This window comes from Pseudomonas sp. yb_5 (assembly GCF_043103865.1).
GTDB classification, from domain to species: domain Bacteria; phylum Pseudomonadota; class Gammaproteobacteria; order Pseudomonadales; family Pseudomonadaceae; genus Aquipseudomonas; species Aquipseudomonas putida_Y.
This window is the reverse complement of sequence record NZ_JBICKE010000080.1, coordinates 44,920-62,697: the sequence shown is the minus strand read 5'-3', so window position 1 is coordinate 62,697 and position 17,778 is coordinate 44,920. Positions and strand designations below refer to the sequence as shown.

Sequence of the window (17,778 nt, the reverse complement as noted above, 5' to 3'; positions counted from 1 at the left end):
CCCGCTCCTACAAGGGTCTGTGTCCAACCACCGACGTGTGTCCACCACCAATCTGTGTAGGAGCGGGTTTACCCGCGAATACGGTAGCGGCGGCAACGGTGAACGGTGGGTGGAGATTGGCCAGCAGGCCCGGCCTCTTCGCGGGTGAACCCGCTCCTACGGGCGATGGCACAGGTCCGAAGGTTTGTGGGTACCTTGTAGCGAAGAGGGCCGTGCCGTCTCAGGTCAAGGCAGTACTTGCTTGAACGGCTTGACCACAACCTTGTCGTACACGCCGGCAGCGATGTACGGGTCGGCATCGGCCCAGGTCTGCGCGGCTGCCAGCGACTCGAATTCGGCAACGATCAGGCTACCGCTGAAACCCGCTTCGCCCGGGTCGTTGCTGTCGATGGCCGGGTGCGGGCCCGCCAGCACCACGCGGCCTTCGGCCTTGAGCTGCTGCAGGCGTTCGATGTGCGCCGGGCGGGCAGCCAGGCGCTTTTCCAGGGAGTTTGCGACGTCGCTGGCGATAATGGCGTAGAGCATGTCAATCCTTGGTTTTGGAAGTAGAAGGGTCATCGTGCAGGTGGCGCGACAGGTACACGCCTTGCACCACCAGGAAAATCACGGTCATGCCCAGGCTGCCGAACACCTTGAAATCCACCCAGAAGTCCTGGAAGGTGAAGGCGACGAACAGGTTGGCCGCGCCGCAGAACAGGAAGAAAGCGATCCAGGCCAGGTTCAGGCGCGTCCAGATGGCATCAGGCAGGGTCAGGGCGTGGCCCATGATGCGCTTGATCAGCACCCGGTCGCCGATGAGGTGGCTGCCGGCAAAACCCAGGGCGAACAGCCAGTTCACGACGGGGGCCTTCCACTTGAGGAAGGTTTCGCTGTGGAAGGTCAGGGTCAGGCCACCGAACACCAGGCAGGCGATCAGCGTCAGCCACTGGCCTTTTTCCAGCTTGCGCTGGCGCAGGAACAGAGCGCCGTACACGACCAGCGAGCTGATGATCAGCATGGCTGTGGCGCTGTAGATGCCGCCAAATTCGAAGTGATGGCCGGCGACTTCCATGGGGCGCGGGTCGAGCTTGTAGACGATGAAGAACAGCAGCAGTGGGATGAAATCGATGAATTGTTTCACAATGGCAGCCAGAATCGGGATGTGACGGCATAATAACAAACATCGATTCCAGCGAAAGCGCTCCTCCATGAATGTTGATCTGCACTGTCACAGCACGGCCTCCGACGGCGCCCTGTCGCCTTCCGTACTGGTTGCCCGGGCCCATGAACACGGGGTGCAAGCACTGGCGCTGACCGACCATGACACCCTCGAGGGCCTGGCCGAAGCGCGCCAGGCCTGCGCTGACCTGGGGATGCACTGGGTTAGCGGGGTGGAGCTGTCTTGCACGTGGGGCGGCGCGACCATCCATGTGCTGGGCTATGACTTCCCGCTCGACGCACCGCCGTTGCTGGCGGCAATCCAAGCGTTGCACCGCGGCCGCTGGCTGCGTGCCGAAGAAATCGACAAACGGCTGGCGGCCAAGGGCATGCCCGGCACGCTTGAAGGCGCGCGCGCCGTGCAACACGAACTGGGTGACAGCGGCAACGCCCCGGCGCGGCCGCATTTTGCCGAGTATCTGGTGCGTGCCGGCCACGTCAAGGACCGTGGCGAAGCGTTTCGCAAGTGGCTGGGCGCCGGCAAGCTGGGCGACGTCAAGCAGCACTGGCCGACGCTCGACGAAACCGTTGCCACGCTGAGGCAGTCCAACGCCTGGGTGAGCCTGGCGCACCCCATGCACTACGACCTGACCCGCAGCAAGCGCAGGCGGCTGATTGCCGACTATATTCAGGCAGGAGGGCAGGCGCTTGAAGTGGTCAACGGGATGATGCCTGCCGAGCAAGTGGGCACCATGTCCATCCTTGCCCGTGAGTTCGGCCTGCTGGCAAGCGCTGGCAGTGACTTCCACGGCCCCGGCACCTGGGGCGAGATCGGTGCCTATCGGCCTTTGCCCGAGGATCTGCCACCTTTGTGGCGTCGATTCAGCCATGAACAGCCTTTGGCGCTATGAACAGGACGACTACGTGAGCCAATTTTTCCAGATTCATCCGGAGAACCCACAGGCGCGCCTGATAAAACAGGCCGTCGAGATCATCCGCAAGGGGGGCGTGGTGGTGTATCCGACGGATTCGGCCTATGCGCTGGGTTGCCAGATAGGCGACAAATCGGCAATCGAGCGGGTGCGGCGCCTGCGCGGGCTGGACAAGTCGCACAACTTCACCCTGATGTGCTGCGACATGTCGCAACTGGGGTTGTATGCCAAGGTCGATACCGGCACCTTCCGCTTGCTGAAGGCGCATGTGCCGGGGCCTTACACCTTCATTCTCAACGGCACGCGTGAAGTGCCGCGCCTGCTGTTGCACGATAAGCGTCGCACCATCGGGCTGCGTGTGCCGGACCACGCCATCACCTTGGCCTTGCTGGCCGAGTTGGGCGAGCCACTGATGAGCGTAAGCCTGATCCTGCCGGGTGACAGCGAGCCGATGACTGACCCTTACGAGATCCGTGAACGGCTGGAGCACCATGTCGACCTGGTGATCGATGGCGGGTTCGGCGACCTCAAGGCGTCGACCATCATCGACCTCTCCGGCGACGAACCGGAACTGATCCGCGAAGGTTGTGGCGACCCCACGCCATTCCTGGTCAACGTGTGAGCCAGCTGGAAGCGCCTGAGGCGCCGGCCGAACGGGTCGAGGAGCCTCGGCAACTGCAGTTGGCGCTGGTCTATGGCGAAGCCCTGACCGAGCTGCCGCTGGACTTGTACATCCCGCCGGACGCCCTTGAAGTCATCCTCGAAGCTTTCGAAGGCCCGCTGGACCTTTTGCTGTACCTGATCCGCAAGCAGAACATTGACATTCTCGACATCCCTGTCGCCGAGATCACCCGGCAGTACATGGGCTATGTAGAGCTGATGAAAAGCGTGCGCCTTGAGCTGGCCGCCGAATACCTGGTGATGGCTGCCATGCTTGCCGAGATCAAGTCGCGCATGCTGCTGCCGCGCTCCGCCGACGTCGAGGAGGAGGAGGGTGACCCACGCGCCGAGCTGATCCGCCGCCTGCAGGAGTACGAGCGTTTCAAGGCCGCCGCCGAGGGCATCGACGAACTGCCACGGGTCGGACGCGAGGTGGTGGTACCGCGCCTGGAGGCGCCGCAGGCCAAGGTACGCAAGCTGTTGCCTCAGGTCAGCCTGGAAGAGCTGCTGGTGTCCATGGCCGAGGTGATGCGCCGCAACGACCTGTTCGAAAGCCATCAGATCACCCGTGAGACCTTGTCCACCCGCGAGCGCATGAGCCAGGTGCTGGAGCGCCTCAAGGGCGGTGCCTTTGTGCCGTTCATCGCGCTGTTTGCTGCCGAGGAGGGCAAGCTCGGTGTGGTGGTGACTTTCATGGCCATTCTCGAACTGGTGAAGGAATCGCTGATCGAACTTGTGCAGAATGAACCTTTCGCCGCCATTCACGTGCGGCTTCGCCCGGCGCCAGTTGAAGAACCCGATGAACCTGAATGAACCACGCGACCTGGCGTCGCTGATCGAAGCCTTCTTGCTCGCTTCGGGCAAGCCGCAATCCCTGGAACGCCTGTACGAGCTGTTCGAGGAAGCCGAGCGCCCTGAGCCCAAGGTGTTCAGGCGGGCCCTGGAGGTGCTGGGCAAGTCGTGCGATGGCCGTGCCTTCGAGCTCAAGGAGGTGGCCAGCGGCTATCGCCTGCAGATCCGCGAGGCGTATGCCCCTTGGGTCGGGCGCCTGTGGGAAGAGCGCCCGCAGCGCTATTCGCGGGCGCTGCTTGAGACGCTGGCCCTGATTGCCTACCGCCAGCCGATCACCCGTGGTGAAATCGAGGACGTGCGGGGCGTTGCGGTGAACAGCAATATCATCAAGACCATGATGGAGCGCGAGTGGATTCGCGTGGTCGGCTACCGCGAAGTGCCCGGCCGGCCGGCGATGTTCGCCACCACCAAGGCGTTTCTCGACCATTTCAACCTCAAGAGCCTTGAGGACCTGCCGGCATTGGCCGAGCTGCGCGAAATGGAACCAGAGCCGCAACTCGACCCGGATGATGCGCCGGTGCCTGCGCACCTGCAGGCGTTGGCGGATGCCAGCCTTGGGGAGGAGGAGGTTGGTGAGCCGAAAGAGGAGACCAGCTTCCGTAGCCTGTTGGTGGAGCTGGATGCCATGGAAGACGGTTTGAAAACCGATTTTGATGATTTGCGGGGAGAAGAGCCTGAGCCTTCGGTGGAGGAAGAGAACAAGGCACAACCCTGATTGATCTGCTGCCTGCGCTGGCCTCTTCGCGGGCAAGCCCGCTCCCACAGGGGGATCACAGCTCCTGAAGGTTGCGTGTACCTGTAGGCGGCTTGCCCGCGAAGAGGCCAGCACAAAGCCCACTGGGCAGAAAATCATACCCAGCCCAACAAAACCCTCTACCCTCCAGTGCGTTCGCCTGATGAACCGCGTATGATGCGCGGCCTTTTGGCGCGTTCGTCGCCAGAACCCTGTTTTCATTCCTACACCGGGAGGTGCCCAGATGAGTGAGCAAGACCTGAAAGAAACCGAAATCACCCCGCCATCCGGCGAAAAGCTGCAGAAAGTGCTGGCGCGCATTGGCGTGGGCTCGCGGCGTGATGTCGAGGCCTGGATCAGCCAGGGTCGCATCAAGGTCAACGGCGTCGAGGCCACCCTTGGCCAGCGCGTCGACCTGCACGACGCCATTGCCGTGGACGGCAAGCTGATCAAGCGCGAGGAGGCCGCCGAGGCCACCCGCCGGGTGATCATGTACAACAAGCCCGACGGCGAAATCTGCACTCGGGACGACCCGGAAGGCCGCCCGACCGTGTTCGACCGTTTGCCACGGCCGAAAGAAGGCCGCTGGATCAACATCGGCCGCCTCGACATCAACACCACTGGCTTGCTGCTGTTCACCACCGACGGTGAGCTGGCCAACCGCCTGATGCACCCGTCCTACGAGATGGACCGTGAGTACGCGGTACGTGTGCGTGGTGAAGTCGACGACGAGATGATCGAGCGCCTGAAAGCCGGCGTAATGCTGGAAGATGGCCCGGCCAAATTCACCGACATCCAGAAGGCCCCGGGTGGCGAAGGCTTCAACCACTGGTACCACTGCGTGGTGATGGAAGGACGTAACCGTGAGGTGCGCCGCCTGTGGGAATCCCAGGGCATGGTAGTCAGCCGCCTGAAGCGTGTGCGTTTTGGCCCGGTGTTCCTCAATTCCGACCTGCCGATGGGCCGCTGGCGCGAAATGACCCAGGGCGAAATCGACATCCTCGCCGCCGAAGTCGGCCTGCAGCCGGTCGCGCTGCCAGCCATGAAGCTCAAGGCCAAGGACAAGATGGAGCGCCTGCAGCGCAAGTCGACCCGCCCGCTGGGCCGTGGCGAGCGCGTGCGCAACCTGCGCCCGGCACACGAAGGTGCCGCCACTGGCGAACGTCCAGCGCGTCAGCCGCGTGAAGAAGCCCCACGTAAAACCAACCGTGGCAGCACGGTGGCTGAGCGCCCGAGCGAGATGCGCAAGCGTCCAGGCAAGGCTGATGGTGACAAGCCAGCAGGCCGTGGCCGCGGCAAGCCGCGTGGCTGATAAGCCAGTGTGACAATCAAGGAACCAGCCTTCGGGCTGGTTTTTTATGCCTGCGAGAATCCGGCCAAGCGGCCCAAGATATTGAACAAAAAGAATTTTCCGGACGACTGGCAAGTTCTTGAACCGTCATGTAAAGAAATTTGTACAAATATGGCCGTTTTCAGTCCGCATTTCAGATCAAGCCCGATCGTGTAAACAAACCTTGCCGGCGTTCATGCACCAAAGCCGTCGCCATGGCGCCAGCCACCCTTGCCCAAACCCCCGTCCCCACGTTGTTATAGCCGCCATTGCCTTGTGCAGGAGCCCGCCCACCGAGCCGGGCTGACAAAACAACAAATGGAGGCGCCATGTACGCCGATCACTCCGCCTTTGAAGGCCTGTACCACAGGAACGCTGCGTTTTTTCCCGAGGAAACGATGCAACGCGTTGACGCCTGCGCGTTTGCAGGGGTATACAGTGCGCCGCGTTTTACCTGTGACTCTCTTGCGTACCGCGCACTCTTGATCACGCCTGGTTGACCCGCTCCGGCGGCACCTGAGGTCAAGAAACCCAAGGTAACCACCTTGCCCATTCCGCTGCGCCACGAGCGCGGTGGGTCCGATTCCGTCACAGATAAAAACAATGCAGGTGACTTCGTTCATGAGTGGACAAAACATGCATTCAGGCGAGCTAAAGCGGGGCCTGAAGAACCGCCATATCCAGTTGATCGCCCTCGGCGGTGCGATTGGTACCGGCCTGTTCCTCGGCTCGGCAGGCGTGATGAAATCCGCCGGCCCGTCGATGATCCTTGGCTACGCCATCTGCGGCTTCATCGCCTTCATGATCATGCGCCAGCTGGGTGAAATGATCGTCGAAGAGCCGGTGGCCGGCTCGTTCAGCCATTTCGCCCACAGCTACTGGGGTGGTTTCGCCGGCTTCCTGTCGGGTTGGAACTGCTGGGTGCTGTATATCCTGGTGGGTATGTCGGAGCTTTCGGCGGTCGGCAAGTATGTCCACTACTGGTGGCCGGAGATCCCCACCTGGGTCACGGCGGCAGCCTTCTTCGTGCTGATCAACGCCATCAACCTGATGAACGTGAAGTTCTTCGGTGAAGCCGAATTCTGGTTCGCCATCATCAAAGTGGTCGCCATCGTCAGCATGATCGGCCTGGGTGCCTACCTGCTGACCAGCGGCAGCGGCGGCCCTGAAGCCACCGTGGCCAACCTGTGGTCACAAGGCGGCTTCTTCCCCAATGGCGTCAGCGGGCTGGTAATGGCCTTGGCTTTCATCATGTTTTCCTTTGGTGGCCTGGAAATGCTTGGCTTCACCGCCGCCGAGGCGGACAAGCCAAAGACTGTGATCCCCAAAGCGATCAACCAGGTCATCTACCGCATCCTGATCTTCTACGTCGGTGCCCTGGTAGTGCTGCTGTCGCTGACCCCGTGGGACACCCTGGTCGCCAGCATCGACGCCTCGGGCGGCAGTTATGGCAGCAGCCCGTTCGTGCAAGTGTTCTCGCTGCTGGGCAGTGACGTGGCTGCCAACCTGCTGAACTTCGTGGTGCTGACTGCGGCGCTATCGGTGTACAACAGCGGCACCTACTGCAACGCCCGCATGCTGCTGGGTATGGCCGAGCAGGGCGATGCCCCGGCGTCGCTGGCCAAGGTCGACAAGCGTGGCGTGCCAGTGCGTTCGATCCTGGTGTCGGCAGCCGTGACCTTCGTCGCCGTGCTGCTGAACTACCTGATGCCGCAAAACGCGCTGGAACTGCTGATGTCGCTGGTTGTGGCCACCCTGGTGATCAACTGGGCGATGATCAGCTACTCGCACCTGAAGTTCCGTCAGCACCTCGACCGTACCGGCCAGAAGCCGCTGTTCAAGGCGCTGTGGTACCCGTACGGCAACTATGTGGTGCTGGCCTTCGTGGTGCTGATTCTGGGCATCATGCTGATGATCCCGGGCATCCAGGTGTCGGTGTATGCGATCCCGGTGTGGCTGCTTGCGATGTTCGTGGTGTACATCTTCAAGTCTCGTCGCCGGGTCAATGCGGGCGGTGCTGTTGAGACTGTCGCCAAGTAAGGCGCCATAAGTGGTAGGCGAAAACCCGGAGTCAGGTGACTGGCTTCGGGTTTTTTGTTGCCTGTGCGGGCCTGTTCGCGGGTGAACCCGCTCCTACGACGACCTGGTATGCCTGAGGCTTGCGTAACCCTTGTAGGAGCGGGTTTACCCGCGAATACGGTAGCGGCGGCAACGGTGAGCGGCGGGTGGAGATTGGCCAGCAGGCCCGGCCCTTTCGCGGGTGAACCCGCTCCAACAGCGTTGTCCTCAGGTCAGGTGACCCCGCCAAAAATCAGATCTGCTCCAGCAACCACCCTCTGAATGCCCGCAACGATGGCAGCGCCTCATTCCTCGGCGGGTAGATCAGGTAATAACTGCGCTGGCTGGCAAACGCTACGCCCGGGCTGTACAGCTCTCCCTTGGCCAATTCCTCCTCCACCAATATGCGCGGTACCAGCCCGATTCCGATCCCGGCACGTACCGCCTGGATCAGGTGCGAGGTCAGCTCGAAGCTAGGCCCCAACCGCATCGCCCGATGCGGCAGGCCATGATGGGTAAACCACTCGCCCCACGCATGCGGGTTGTTGGCCACATTCAGCAGCACCTCTTCGCTGATCCTGGCCGGGCTCCAGCCCTGGCTGTCGGCACCGGCTTCCGGCGGCAAGATCACCACCAGTTCCTCGGCATGCAGGCGATGGCAGACAAGCCCCGGCAAGTCGTGGCTGGCCACGCCGATGGCGGCATCGATTTCGCTGGTGTCGAAGTTGATGGTTTCAATGCGTGAATGAATATGCACCAGCATGCCCGGGTGAGCGCTGTAGAACGCATGCAGCCTCGGCAACAGCCATTTCGAGCCGAATGTTGGCAGGGTAGCCAGGCGCAAGGTGCCCACCCCCGATTGATAGGCCAGTGCCTGCAAAGTGGCGCTGCGGATGCGCCCCAGTGCCTCGCTGAGTTCGCGCTGGTACAGGCGGCCGACATCGGTCAGCTGCACCTGGCGCCCCTCGCGACGGAACAGGGTCAGGCCCAACTGCTGCTCCAGGGCCTGTACCTGGCGGCTGACCGCGCTTTGGGTCAGCGACAGTTCGGCGGCGGCGCGGGTGTAGCTTTCATGCCGGGCGGCGGCCTCGAAAGCCAGCAGCAGTGACATGGATGGGGTCAGGTGGCGGTAATTCATTCATAAAAGTCATTGATAGCGGCAGGATTATCCGTTTGCCCCTGACGCGAAACTACAGGAACATTGGCCTATACGTCATCCCGGCATGGCTGAATCCATGCCGGGGCGACAGGTATCCCGTGATCTAGCCAATATCAAGAGGCCATCCTTCGATGATCGCCCAGCTGTCCACCGTTGCACCGAGCGCCAATTACCCCGAATTCCTCGAAGCCCTGCGCAACAGCGGCTTCCGTGGCCAGATCAGTGCCGACTACGCAACCCGCACGGTACTGGCCACCGACAACTCGATCTACCAGCGTTTGCCGCAGGCGGCGGTGTTCCCGCTGGATGCCGACGATGTGGCGCGGGTCGCCACGCTGATGGGCGAGCCGCGCTTCCAGCAGGTCAAGCTGACCCCGCGCGGTGGTGGCACCGGCACCAACGGCCAGTCGCTGACCGACGGTATCGTCGTCGACCTGTCGCGACACATGAACAACATTCTCGAAATCAACGTGGAAGAGCGCTGGGTGCGGGTACAGGCCGGTACGGTCAAGGACCAGCTCAATGCTGCGCTCAAGCCGCACGGGCTGTTCTTCGCCCCTGAGCTGTCCACCTCCAACCGCGCCACGGTCGGCGGCATGATCAACACGGATGCCAGTGGCCAGGGCAGCTGCACCTACGGTAAAACCCGCGACCACGTGCTGGAGCTGCACAGCGTGCTGCTCGGTGGCGAGCGCCTGCATAGCCTGCCGATCGACGATGCTACGCTGGAACAGGCCTGCGCCGCGCCGGGCCGGGTCGGCGAGGTGTACCGCATGGCCCGGGAAATTCAGGAAACCCAGGCCGAACTGATTGAAACCACCTTCCCCAAGCTCAACCGTTGCCTGACCGGCTACGACCTGGCGCACCTGCGCGACGAGCAGGGCCGCTTCAACCTCAACAGCGTGTTGTGCGGCGCCGAGGGCTCGCTGGGGTATGTGGTCGAAGCCAAGCTCAACGTGCTGCCGATTCCCAAGTATGCGGTGCTGGTCAATGTGCGCTACACCAGCTTCATGGATGCGCTGCGTGATGCCAACGCGCTGATGGCGCACAAGCCGCTGTCGATCGAGACGGTCGACTCCAAGGTGCTGATGCTGGCGATGAAAGACATCGTCTGGCACAGCGTTGCCGAGTACTTCCCGGCGGACCCCGAGCGCCCCACGCTGGGCATCAACCTGGTGGAGTTCTGCGGCGACGAACCGGCCGAGGTCAACGCCAAGGTGCAGGCGTTCATCCAGCACCTGCAAAGCGACACCAGCGTCGAACGCCTGGGCCACACCTTGGCCGAAGGCGCCGAGGCAGTCACCCGCGTCTATACCATGCGCAAGCGTTCGGTGGGCCTGCTGGGCAACGTCGAAGGCGAAGTGCGCCCGCAGCCGTTCGTGGAAGACACCGCAGTGCCGCCAGAGCAGTTGGCCGACTACATCGCCGATTTCCGCGCACTGCTCGATGGCTACGGCCTGGCCTACGGCATGTTTGGCCACGTCGATGCCGGCGTGCTGCACGTGCGCCCGGCACTGGACATGAAAGACCCGGCGCAGGCTGCGCTGGTCAAGCCGATCTCCGACGCCGTTGCCGCGCTGACCAAGCGTTATGGCGGCCTGTTGTGGGGTGAGCACGGTAAGGGCCTGCGCTCGGAATACGTGCCCGAGTACTTCGGCGAGCTGTACCCGGCATTGCAGCGCCTGAAGGGCGCCTTTGACCCGCACAACCAGCTCAACCCGGGCAAGATCTGCACGCCGCCGGACAGCGCCGAGGGCCTGACCCCGGTCGATGGCGTGACATTGCGCGGCGACCTTGACCGTACCATTGACGAGCGCGTATGGCAGGACTTCCCCAGCGCCGTGCACTGCAACGGCAATGGCGCCTGTTACAACTATGACCCCAACGACGCCATGTGCCCGTCGTGGAAGGTTACCCGCGAACGCCAGCATTCGCCCAAGGGCCGCGCCTCGCTGATGCGCGAGTGGCTGCGCCTGCAGGGCGAGGCGAACATCGATGTGCTGGCTGCGGCGCGCAACAAGGTGTCGTGGCTCAAGGGCCTGCCGGCGCGTCTGCGCAACAACCGCGCGCGCAACCAGGGCCAGGAAGACTTCTCCCATGAAGTGTACGACGCCATGGCCGGCTGCCTGGCGTGCAAGTCGTGCGCCGGGCAGTGCCCGATCAAGGTCAATGTGCCGGACTTCCGCTCGCGCTTCCTCGAGCTGTACCACGGCCGCTACCAGCGCCCGCTGCGTGACTACCTGATCGGCTCGCTCGAGTTCACCATCCCCTACCTGGCGCACGCACCGGGGCTGTACAACGCGGTGATGGGCTCGAAGTGGGTGAGCCAACTGCTGGCCGACAAGGTGGGCATGGTCGACAGCCCGCTGATCAGCCGCTTCAACTTCCAGGCTACCCTGACCCGTTGCCGCGTTGGCATGGCCACGGTGCCGGCCTTGCGCGAGCTGACCCCGGCCCAGCGCGAACGCAGCATCGTGCTGGTGCAGGACGCCTTCACCCGCTACTTCGAAACGCCGCTGCTGTCGGCCTTCATCGACCTTGCCCACCGGCTGGGCCACCGGGTATTCCTGGCACCGTACAGCGCCAACGGCAAGCCGTTGCACGTACAGGGTTTCCTTGGCGCATTTGCCAAGGCGGCGATCCGCAACGCCACGCAGCTCAAGGCCCTGGCCGATTGCGGCGTGCCGCTGGTGGGGCTGGACCCGGCGATGACGCTGGTGTATCGCCAGGAGTATCAGAAAGTGCCAGGCCTGGAGGGTTGCCCGCAGGTGCTGCTGCCGCAGGAATGGCTGATGGATGTGCTGCCCGAGCAGGCGCCGACCGCACCGGGCAGCTTCCGCCTGATGGCGCACTGCACCGAGAAGACCAACGTGCCGGCCAGCACCCGGCAGTGGGAGCAGGTGTTCGCCCGTCTGGGGCTGAAGCTGGTGACCGAGGCCACGGGTTGCTGCGGTATGTCCGGTACCTATGGGCACGAAGCCCGCAACCAGGAAACGTCTCGGGTCATATTCGAGCAGAGCTGGGCGACCAAGCTGGACAAGGAAGGGGAGCCGCTGGCGACCGGTTACTCGTGCCGTAGCCAGGTCAAGCGCATGACCGAGCGGAAGATGCGTCACCCGCTTGAGGTGGTGTTGCAGTACGCTCAGCGCTAAGGTTCTGGGCCTTTGGGGGCTGCTTTGCAGCCCTTCGCGGGTGAACCCGCTCCTACGGGGGATCGTGCACGCCAGGCTGGCGCGTCAACCCAGCAGGGGCGGGGTTACCCGCGAAGAGGCCGGCAGCGGCTTTCAGGCTTCTGTTGTACGGTCCCTGCCACGGCGCGCCTGGCGGTACAAATAGAGGCTCAACACCAACCCGCACGCTGCCGCCGCCGCAGCGAACAGAAACATCGAAGCAAAGCCGAACCCCGCCGCCACCGCACCGACCAATGGCCCGGTCACCCCCAGTGACAAGTCGATGAACAGCGAATAAGCCCCCACCGCCGCCCCGCGGTTAGCTGCCGACACTTGGTTCACTGCCTCCACGCCCAACGCCGGAAACACCAGCGAGAAACCAAACCCGCTCAGTGCAGCCCCCGCCAAGGCCAGTTCGGCGTTGGGTGCCAGCCACAGCATCAACAGCCCGAGCACTTCCACCGACAGGCAGGCGATCGCCACCCTGAAGCCACCGATGCGATTGATCAGGTTGCCAAAGAGCAGTCGTGCGCTGATGAAACTGGCGCCGAACAGGCTCAGGGTCAGTGCCGCATTGGCCCAGCCGCGGCTTGCGTAGTACAGGGTGATGAAGGTGGCGATGGTGCCAAAGCCGATCGAGCCCAGGGCAAGCCCCGAGCCATGCGGGAATACCTTGCCCAGCACCCGCAGGAACGGCAGGCGTACACCGCTGACGATGGGGGCGGCTTGCTTGGGCCAGGCCAGCAGCAAACCGAGTACGCACAGCAGGATGATGCTCACACCCATGCTCCACAGCCCGAGGCCCTTGACCATCAGCACGCCCAGCGGGGCGCCGATGGCCAGCGCACCATAGCTGGCGATGCCGTTCCAGGAGATGACCTTGGCCGTGTTCGCGGCACCCACCCGGCCAATGCCCCAGCCGATCGCGCCAGAGCCTACCAGGCTTTCGGCGCTGCCCAGCACCAGGCGGCCGATCAGCAGGCAAGCCAGGCTCAGCCAAGGCAACTGGGTGAGGAAGGCGCAGGCCAGCATGAATACCCCGCTGAGCCCGCAGCCGGCCAGGCCATACATGACCGCCTTCTTGCTGCCGTGGTTATCGATGATGCGGCTGGCGCCAGGGCGACTGAGCAGGGTGGCCAGGTATTGCACGCTGATCACCAGGCCGGCGACCACGGCACTGAACCCCAGGTCGTTGTGCACATAGCCGGGCAAAACGGCCAGTGGGATGCCGATGTTCAGGTAGCCGATGAAGGTGAACAGGACGATGGAGACGACTTGCCCAGTGACGGCAAGGGGCGTGGGACTGCGTGGTGGCATTGGGGATCCGTTGCTGCGGTAAGGATGGCGGTGTGCGCCGCCATCTTAACCACAGCAAGGGTGTTTGCGGGCGAAGCTGTCAGCCTGTAGTCAGTTGGTGTATTCGAGCATCCAGGTCACACTGAACTCGGCTTGCGGGTAATCCAGCCGCAAGCGCGGCAGGACGAAGCCGCCACAGGAGCGACAGGAGTCGAGCAGTGTGAAGACATCGATACGCTCGACCTCGGTGTGGCGGTGAAGCAGTCTGCGGTTCAGCGCGCTGGCGATGTGCCGTTCGGCATCGAGATGTCGCTTATGGACGCGCGTCGACAGGAAATCTGCGCGCCGCAGGGTTGGCAACTCGGTAAACCGCGGGTCTGGCGGGAAAAACTGGTTAACCTGACGTGCATCGACGTAGTCCACTGCCGGTGTGAGGCGGGGCGTCGGGATGATATGCAATGCGCGTCGGCCAGGGCTGCCTGACAGGGCGAAGAACACCACGCGGCTATGGTCCTTCAGCGTGACGCTGGCAAAGGCCAGGTTGACTGGGTAGAGGTGCTGACGCAAGGCGGCCATCGCGTTGTCGTCGAGCGACTGCGCACCTGCTGCCGGTGCGTAAGGGGTAGTGGCGCCGCGCGCAGGTAGCAGATCGTCCAGTACGCCAAGGATGTGTTGGCGGTCTGCGGCGCTGGTGCTGTGGAACTGCCTCCAGATCGGGATTATCTCCCGGTTCAACGCTGCGATGCCGCGACTGGCGGGGCCCGCCAAAGCGTCCTGGGCCGCGCTCTGCGTGAGGATGTTGCGCGCGTAATCCGGGAGCAGGCGCGACTCCATGGCTTCGATGAATTGCAGGAATCGCGAGGGGTGGCGGAGCTGCCATGTTCGCCCTTGTTCTATCCAGTCGCGCAGCAATCTGACCACGTTATCGACATCGCGCTGCAGGTTGGGGCGTTCGGCGACGATGCGGTAGGTTTCGCTGATTTCCAGGTACCGCTCGATGGCCTCGTGGTCGGTGATTCTTTCGAACTTGCGACGCAGCCCTCTGGGTGGATGTGGCAGCGAAGCTGGCAGTGCCGGGGCATCCAGCAGCTTTGTCTGCCACGCCCAGGGCTGATGGGGGGCGCCATAAAATACCCCCAGATCGGCCTCGACGATCAACCACTGCTCACCGCGCCAGTCGATCAATGCGCCGCGCAGGGTACGGCGGTCGGGGATGGTCCGCGCCAGCCCGCCCAGGCGCACGGGAGGGCAGTGCTCGGTAATCTGCCTGACTTGCTCGATCGGCATGTCCGCAGGCAAGCCAAAGCGTAGTTCAGGCGATGGGTCGACCACGATGCGCCTGTGGTACACGGGCGGCGAGATGATGCCAAGGCGTAACTGGGTTTCTCCGACGGGCAAGGCTTTCAATTGCCTGGGGTGATTAGGCGCGTGCACGACGACCTTGCCCTCGCGCACCATGACCTGCGCCCAGATGTCGAAGCGTGTGTGCTGCGGGCGGTAACGAATCGGTACCGGCTCGATCCGCACGGTTTGGAAGGCGTGACTGACGTGTTGTCCGAACACGGGTGTGCCCGCGTCATTGGGCAAGGGCGAGAAGCTCAGGGCCATTTGCGCTTCGCCGCCGGGGTAGGGCGGCGGCACCACGGTGGGCGGCTGGCCGAGTAGCGGCTCATGGGCAACCCGACGGACCAGCCCCGAGGTGTTCGGCGTTTGCAGGCGATAGGCGGCGCCGTGAATGATTGCATCGACCGTGGCATTGTCGCGGGGTATGAGCGTGGCGGTCCCAGGCAGCTCCCGTGGCAACGGACCATGGCTGTCGGGTACCTGGTCAAGTAGCAGGGCATCGGGCGTTTGGCCCGGCAGTACCCTTCGCTGCACCATGAGCTCCCGGGATTCGGGAACGACCGTTGTCAGTTCGGGCGCGCTGCGCCAGCGCTTGGGCGGGGTAATGCGCTCGCTGAAGTCTGGCGTGACGGGGATGCTGCTCCAGCGTCGGGCGGCACGTGCGGCGTTCAGGCGTGCGATGCTGGCACTTTGGCCCAGTACGCCGGGAAGCTTGGCCAATGGTTTGAAGGCCCGTCCACCGAGCGTGACTGCCGCGCCTTTCAGCGCGGCGATGTCCAGGACGCAAGCCAGTGCATCGCTGCCATCCTCTGGGTTCAGGCAACTCAAGCCTGGTATCAGGTTGGAAAACAACCGTTGCAAGTAGCGCCCAGTGCTCACGGACTGGCGCCTGGCCAGGAATTGTTCGTGCGGGGTAGCGCCTTTGCCCAGTGCATGCAAGGCATCCCGATTGCCCAAGGCGATATCGCTGGCGTAATGCCTGGCCAGTGAGTCGAGGCGATCTTGCGAAGGGGCGCTGAGCACTTGTCGCAAGGCGGGGAAGTCGGCAGCAAGCCACGGCAGTTGCGATTGGTTGTATTCGCTGTAGACCAGCGTCAATTGCTCGGCCAGGCGTGTCGGCGCTGTGCGGGCAATGAAGTGCGCTTGCCAGTGCAGCCGTTCGGGGAACAGCTCGTAAAGCCAATCGCCCTCGGTGCCAGGGGCATGTACGACGAAACCCTGGGTGGCCGTCTGCATGTGCCAGTCCGCTCTGGGGCTGGAGCCGTACTCAGGTCGGTTATGGGGGCCCACGTAGACCGGCCAAGTAACGGCGTAGGCGGTCCAGGGGCCGTCACGCAGGCGGTCCTTGATGTCTTCCGGCAGGTGGTTAAAACAGCGGTGCAGGATACCTTGATAGAGGATGATGGCACGCTGTTCCCAAGCGCCGAAGGCCACTTCATACCAGGCGGTCACGTTCGGTAAGCGGGGGTTGTTTCGGTAGCCTGCGCCATGGTCGAGGTACATCAGCAGGTGCTCTTGGCCGTCAGCATCACGCGACTCTGGCGCTATCCGGCTCTGGAGCAACTGACGACGCGCCTCCTCGAAGCGGTCGGGGAGATCGTTGAGGCTTTCAACGTCCCTGACCGCCAGGTAGCGGTGCAACGCCAATTGCCATTGCTGGTGCGACCAGGGCGGGGGGAGTTCGAATGATCCGCGCAAGGGTGCCCACACGGCCAGCGTCTGGCGCAGTGCTTCGTCGGGAACAGGGTCATCCTCTTGCAGGGCCTGGCGCGTGACCTGTTCTGCATTGTCGAAGGTCATCGGTTGCTGGCGGGCGCTGAGTATCAGGGCCCCCTGGCGGATGCTGGCCCAGCGCAGGTCGGGCTCAAGGCTGAAATCGGCCGGGTAGCCACTGAGCAGTAGTTCGGGGGCGAAGCGGCGCATCAACAGTTCACCGGCCAGTTGCGCAATCGCCGGGGTGCAGGCGAGGCGGATTTGCACGCTGTTGATCAGGTCGAGGCGGATCTCCTCCACGGGGAGCGTGGCATTGCCGGGGCTGAACAGATCGAAAGCCATGATCAGCCCCGGCTGGCGGTCATCGGGTGGGTACAACACATCGATCAAGGTTTGTTCGGCCAAGGCCAAGTGATCGGAGCTGGCGTCCCATTCTGCCGAGGCGGCCAGTTCGCCGGCCCATCGGGTGAACATGGATGAATGCAACAGGGCGTCGAGCGCTTGAGCTGCTGGCGCATTCAATGCCGGGCCTGGGAAAAACACCTTTCCATTTTGATCAGGGGTTACGCCAGCCTCCCGTTCGCGGGCAGTGGGCGGGCGGTAACGCCTGCCTTGTGCATAGACGGTGGCACCGAGAGCGTTGAACAGGTGTACGGCAAGGTGAACGCCGGCTGGAGGCTTCAGCAGGTGTCTGGCCAGCGTGGGGAGGTCCAGGTAGTTGTCCAGCATCAGTGGACGGGAAGGCGATCGTGGGGGCAGGGGGGTAGTTGGCAAACTGGGGTAGAGCAGCAAGGCGGCCGCTACGAAGCAGTCACGTTGGGTCAGGCACACCCGGCGGGCCCAGAGTGCCTGGGCAAGGCTGCAACTGGCGTAGGGCCATGGATAGGGCAGGCCTTCGCTCAACTCGGCGATCAGTGAGGCATCGGTTGCCGTGATCACGATATGGGCCAGTTTTGCCTGCAAGGTCGCCACCAGGTTCGCCTGCACTTTGCTGCCGGCGGGCCGTCGCAGCATGCGGTTGAAGTGCTCATGCGCTGGTTCACGGGCGAAAGCTTCGGCCAGCTGCTGGCGCAGGTCATGATCGCTCAGGTCGACGGGGAACAGGTCTGTGAAGCCCAGTGCCTGGTTGAAATGTTCGCGCAGTGATGTGGCCAGGTCCATTGGGCCGGACAGGTCGCTGTGCAGGCGCACGTTTTCGGCGTCCAGGGTGTTTATCCGGGCGAGTAGGTCGGCGGCGTCAGTGATGGATGACATGGCTCTGCCTCTTTGCGGTTGGAGGCACGAGTCTGCGTAGGGTACGGGCGGGGTAGGGGGTAGTGGGTTGTTACAACGTTGATTTTAGACGGTGTGAAAACGTGATGACGGGGGTAGCCCGCAGGTCAGCCGTTTTCACA

General features: G+C 63.3%; 12 protein-coding genes. 7 read left to right on the top strand and 5 right to left on the bottom strand.

What is annotated here, in order from left to right:
- Positions 1-225: 225 nt before the first annotated feature.
- Together ACF8GF_RS13100 and ACF8GF_RS13095 are read right to left on the bottom strand one after the other, a co-directional pair.
- Entirely contained in the window at positions 226-525 is a 300-nt protein-coding gene (locus tag ACF8GF_RS13100) for a YciI family protein (protein ID WP_003254549.1), read from the bottom strand.
- Position 526: 1 nt separating this feature from the next.
- A complete protein-coding gene (locus tag ACF8GF_RS13095) occupies positions 527-1,120 on the bottom strand; it encodes a septation protein A (protein WP_392460958.1) in 594 nt (197 codons plus the stop codon).
- A gap of 67 nt (positions 1,121-1,187) precedes the next feature.
- Here ACF8GF_RS13095 and ACF8GF_RS13090 point away from each other — a divergent pair, with 67 nt between their 5' ends.
- The 6 genes from ACF8GF_RS13090 (at position 1,188) to ACF8GF_RS13065 (ending at position 7,684) form a co-directional block, all read left to right on the top strand.
- On the top strand, positions 1,188-2,048 hold the full coding sequence (locus ACF8GF_RS13090) for a PHP domain-containing protein (protein WP_176685216.1): 861 nt from the start codon (positions 1,188-1,190) through the stop codon (positions 2,046-2,048).
- Positions 2,049-2,061: 13 nt separating this feature from the next.
- On the top strand, positions 2,062-2,691 hold the full coding sequence (locus tag ACF8GF_RS13085; RefSeq protein WP_392488114.1) for an L-threonylcarbamoyladenylate synthase: 630 nt from the start codon (positions 2,062-2,064) through the stop codon (positions 2,689-2,691).
- A 110-nt stretch (positions 2,692-2,801) separates the two neighbouring features.
- Positions 2,802-3,542 carry a ScpA family protein gene (locus ACF8GF_RS13080; protein ID WP_162149596.1) on the top strand — a complete coding sequence of 247 codons (741 nt, stop codon included), beginning with the start codon at positions 2,802-2,804 and terminating at the stop codon, positions 3,540-3,542.
- The gene (scpB, locus tag ACF8GF_RS13075; RefSeq protein ID WP_176685217.1) at positions 3,529-4,296 is read left to right on the top strand and encodes an SMC-Scp complex subunit ScpB; all 768 of its coding nucleotides are present in this window, start codon (positions 3,529-3,531) and stop codon (positions 4,294-4,296) included. Before ACF8GF_RS13080 ends, scpB begins: the two co-directional genes overlap by 14 nt.
- 262 nt (positions 4,297-4,558) lie before the next feature.
- Positions 4,559-5,626, top strand: coding sequence for a 23S rRNA pseudouridine(2605) synthase RluB (gene rluB, locus ACF8GF_RS13070; RefSeq protein WP_176685218.1), 1,068 nt, complete (start codon positions 4,559-4,561; stop codon positions 5,624-5,626).
- 639 nt (positions 5,627-6,265) lie between these two features.
- Positions 6,266-7,684: an amino acid permease gene (locus tag ACF8GF_RS13065; RefSeq protein WP_392519745.1), complete on the top strand. Its 1,419-nt coding sequence runs from the start codon at positions 6,266-6,268 to the stop codon at positions 7,682-7,684.
- Positions 7,685-7,955: 271 nt separating this feature from the next.
- Here ACF8GF_RS13065 and ACF8GF_RS13060 read toward each other — a convergent pair whose 3' ends face one another.
- On the bottom strand, positions 7,956-8,840 hold the full coding sequence (locus ACF8GF_RS13060) for a LysR substrate-binding domain-containing protein (protein ID WP_176685220.1): 885 nt from the start codon (positions 8,838-8,840) through the stop codon (positions 7,956-7,958).
- Between the two features lie 152 nt (positions 8,841-8,992).
- Between ACF8GF_RS13060 and ACF8GF_RS13055 the strand changes: the two genes are divergently transcribed.
- Positions 8,993-12,013, top strand: coding sequence for an FAD-binding and (Fe-S)-binding domain-containing protein (locus tag ACF8GF_RS13055; protein ID WP_392488111.1), 3,021 nt, complete (start codon positions 8,993-8,995; stop codon positions 12,011-12,013).
- 132 nt (positions 12,014-12,145) lie between these two features.
- On the opposite strand, the gene ACF8GF_RS13050 is transcribed toward ACF8GF_RS13055, so the two are convergent.
- Together ACF8GF_RS13050 and ACF8GF_RS13045 are read right to left on the bottom strand one after the other, a co-directional pair.
- Entirely contained in the window at positions 12,146-13,348 is a 1,203-nt protein-coding gene (locus tag ACF8GF_RS13050; RefSeq protein WP_392488110.1) for an MFS transporter, read from the bottom strand.
- A 90-nt stretch (positions 13,349-13,438) separates the two neighbouring features.
- Positions 13,439-17,638 carry a deaminase domain-containing protein gene (locus tag ACF8GF_RS13045; RefSeq protein ID WP_392488109.1) on the bottom strand — a complete coding sequence of 1,400 codons (4,200 nt, stop codon included), beginning with the start codon at positions 17,636-17,638 and terminating at the stop codon, positions 13,439-13,441.
- Between the last annotated feature and the right edge of the window lie 140 nt (positions 17,639-17,778).

Coding starts and splice junctions, on each gene's coding strand:
- ACF8GF_RS13050 (WP_392488110.1), bottom strand. CDS start 13,348: ATGCCACCACGCAGTCCCACGCCCCTTGCCGTCACTGGGCAAGTCGTC.
- ACF8GF_RS13045 (WP_392488109.1), bottom strand. CDS start 17,638: ATGTCATCCATCACTGACGCCGCCGACCTACTCGCCCGGATAAACACC.
- ACF8GF_RS13060 (WP_176685220.1), bottom strand. CDS start 8,840: ATGAATTACCGCCACCTGACCCCATCCATGTCACTGCTGCTGGCTTTC.
- scpB (WP_176685217.1), top strand. CDS start 3,529: ATGAACCTGAATGAACCACGCGACCTGGCGTCGCTGATCGAAGCCTTC.
- ACF8GF_RS13090 (WP_176685216.1), top strand. CDS start 1,188: ATGAATGTTGATCTGCACTGTCACAGCACGGCCTCCGACGGCGCCCTG.
- rluB (WP_176685218.1), top strand. CDS start 4,559: ATGAGTGAGCAAGACCTGAAAGAAACCGAAATCACCCCGCCATCCGGC.
- ACF8GF_RS13055 (WP_392488111.1), top strand. CDS start 8,993: ATGATCGCCCAGCTGTCCACCGTTGCACCGAGCGCCAATTACCCCGAA.
- ACF8GF_RS13100 (WP_003254549.1), bottom strand. CDS start 525: ATGCTCTACGCCATTATCGCCAGCGACGTCGCAAACTCCCTGGAAAAG.
- ACF8GF_RS13065 (WP_392519745.1), top strand. CDS start 6,266: ATGAGTGGACAAAACATGCATTCAGGCGAGCTAAAGCGGGGCCTGAAG.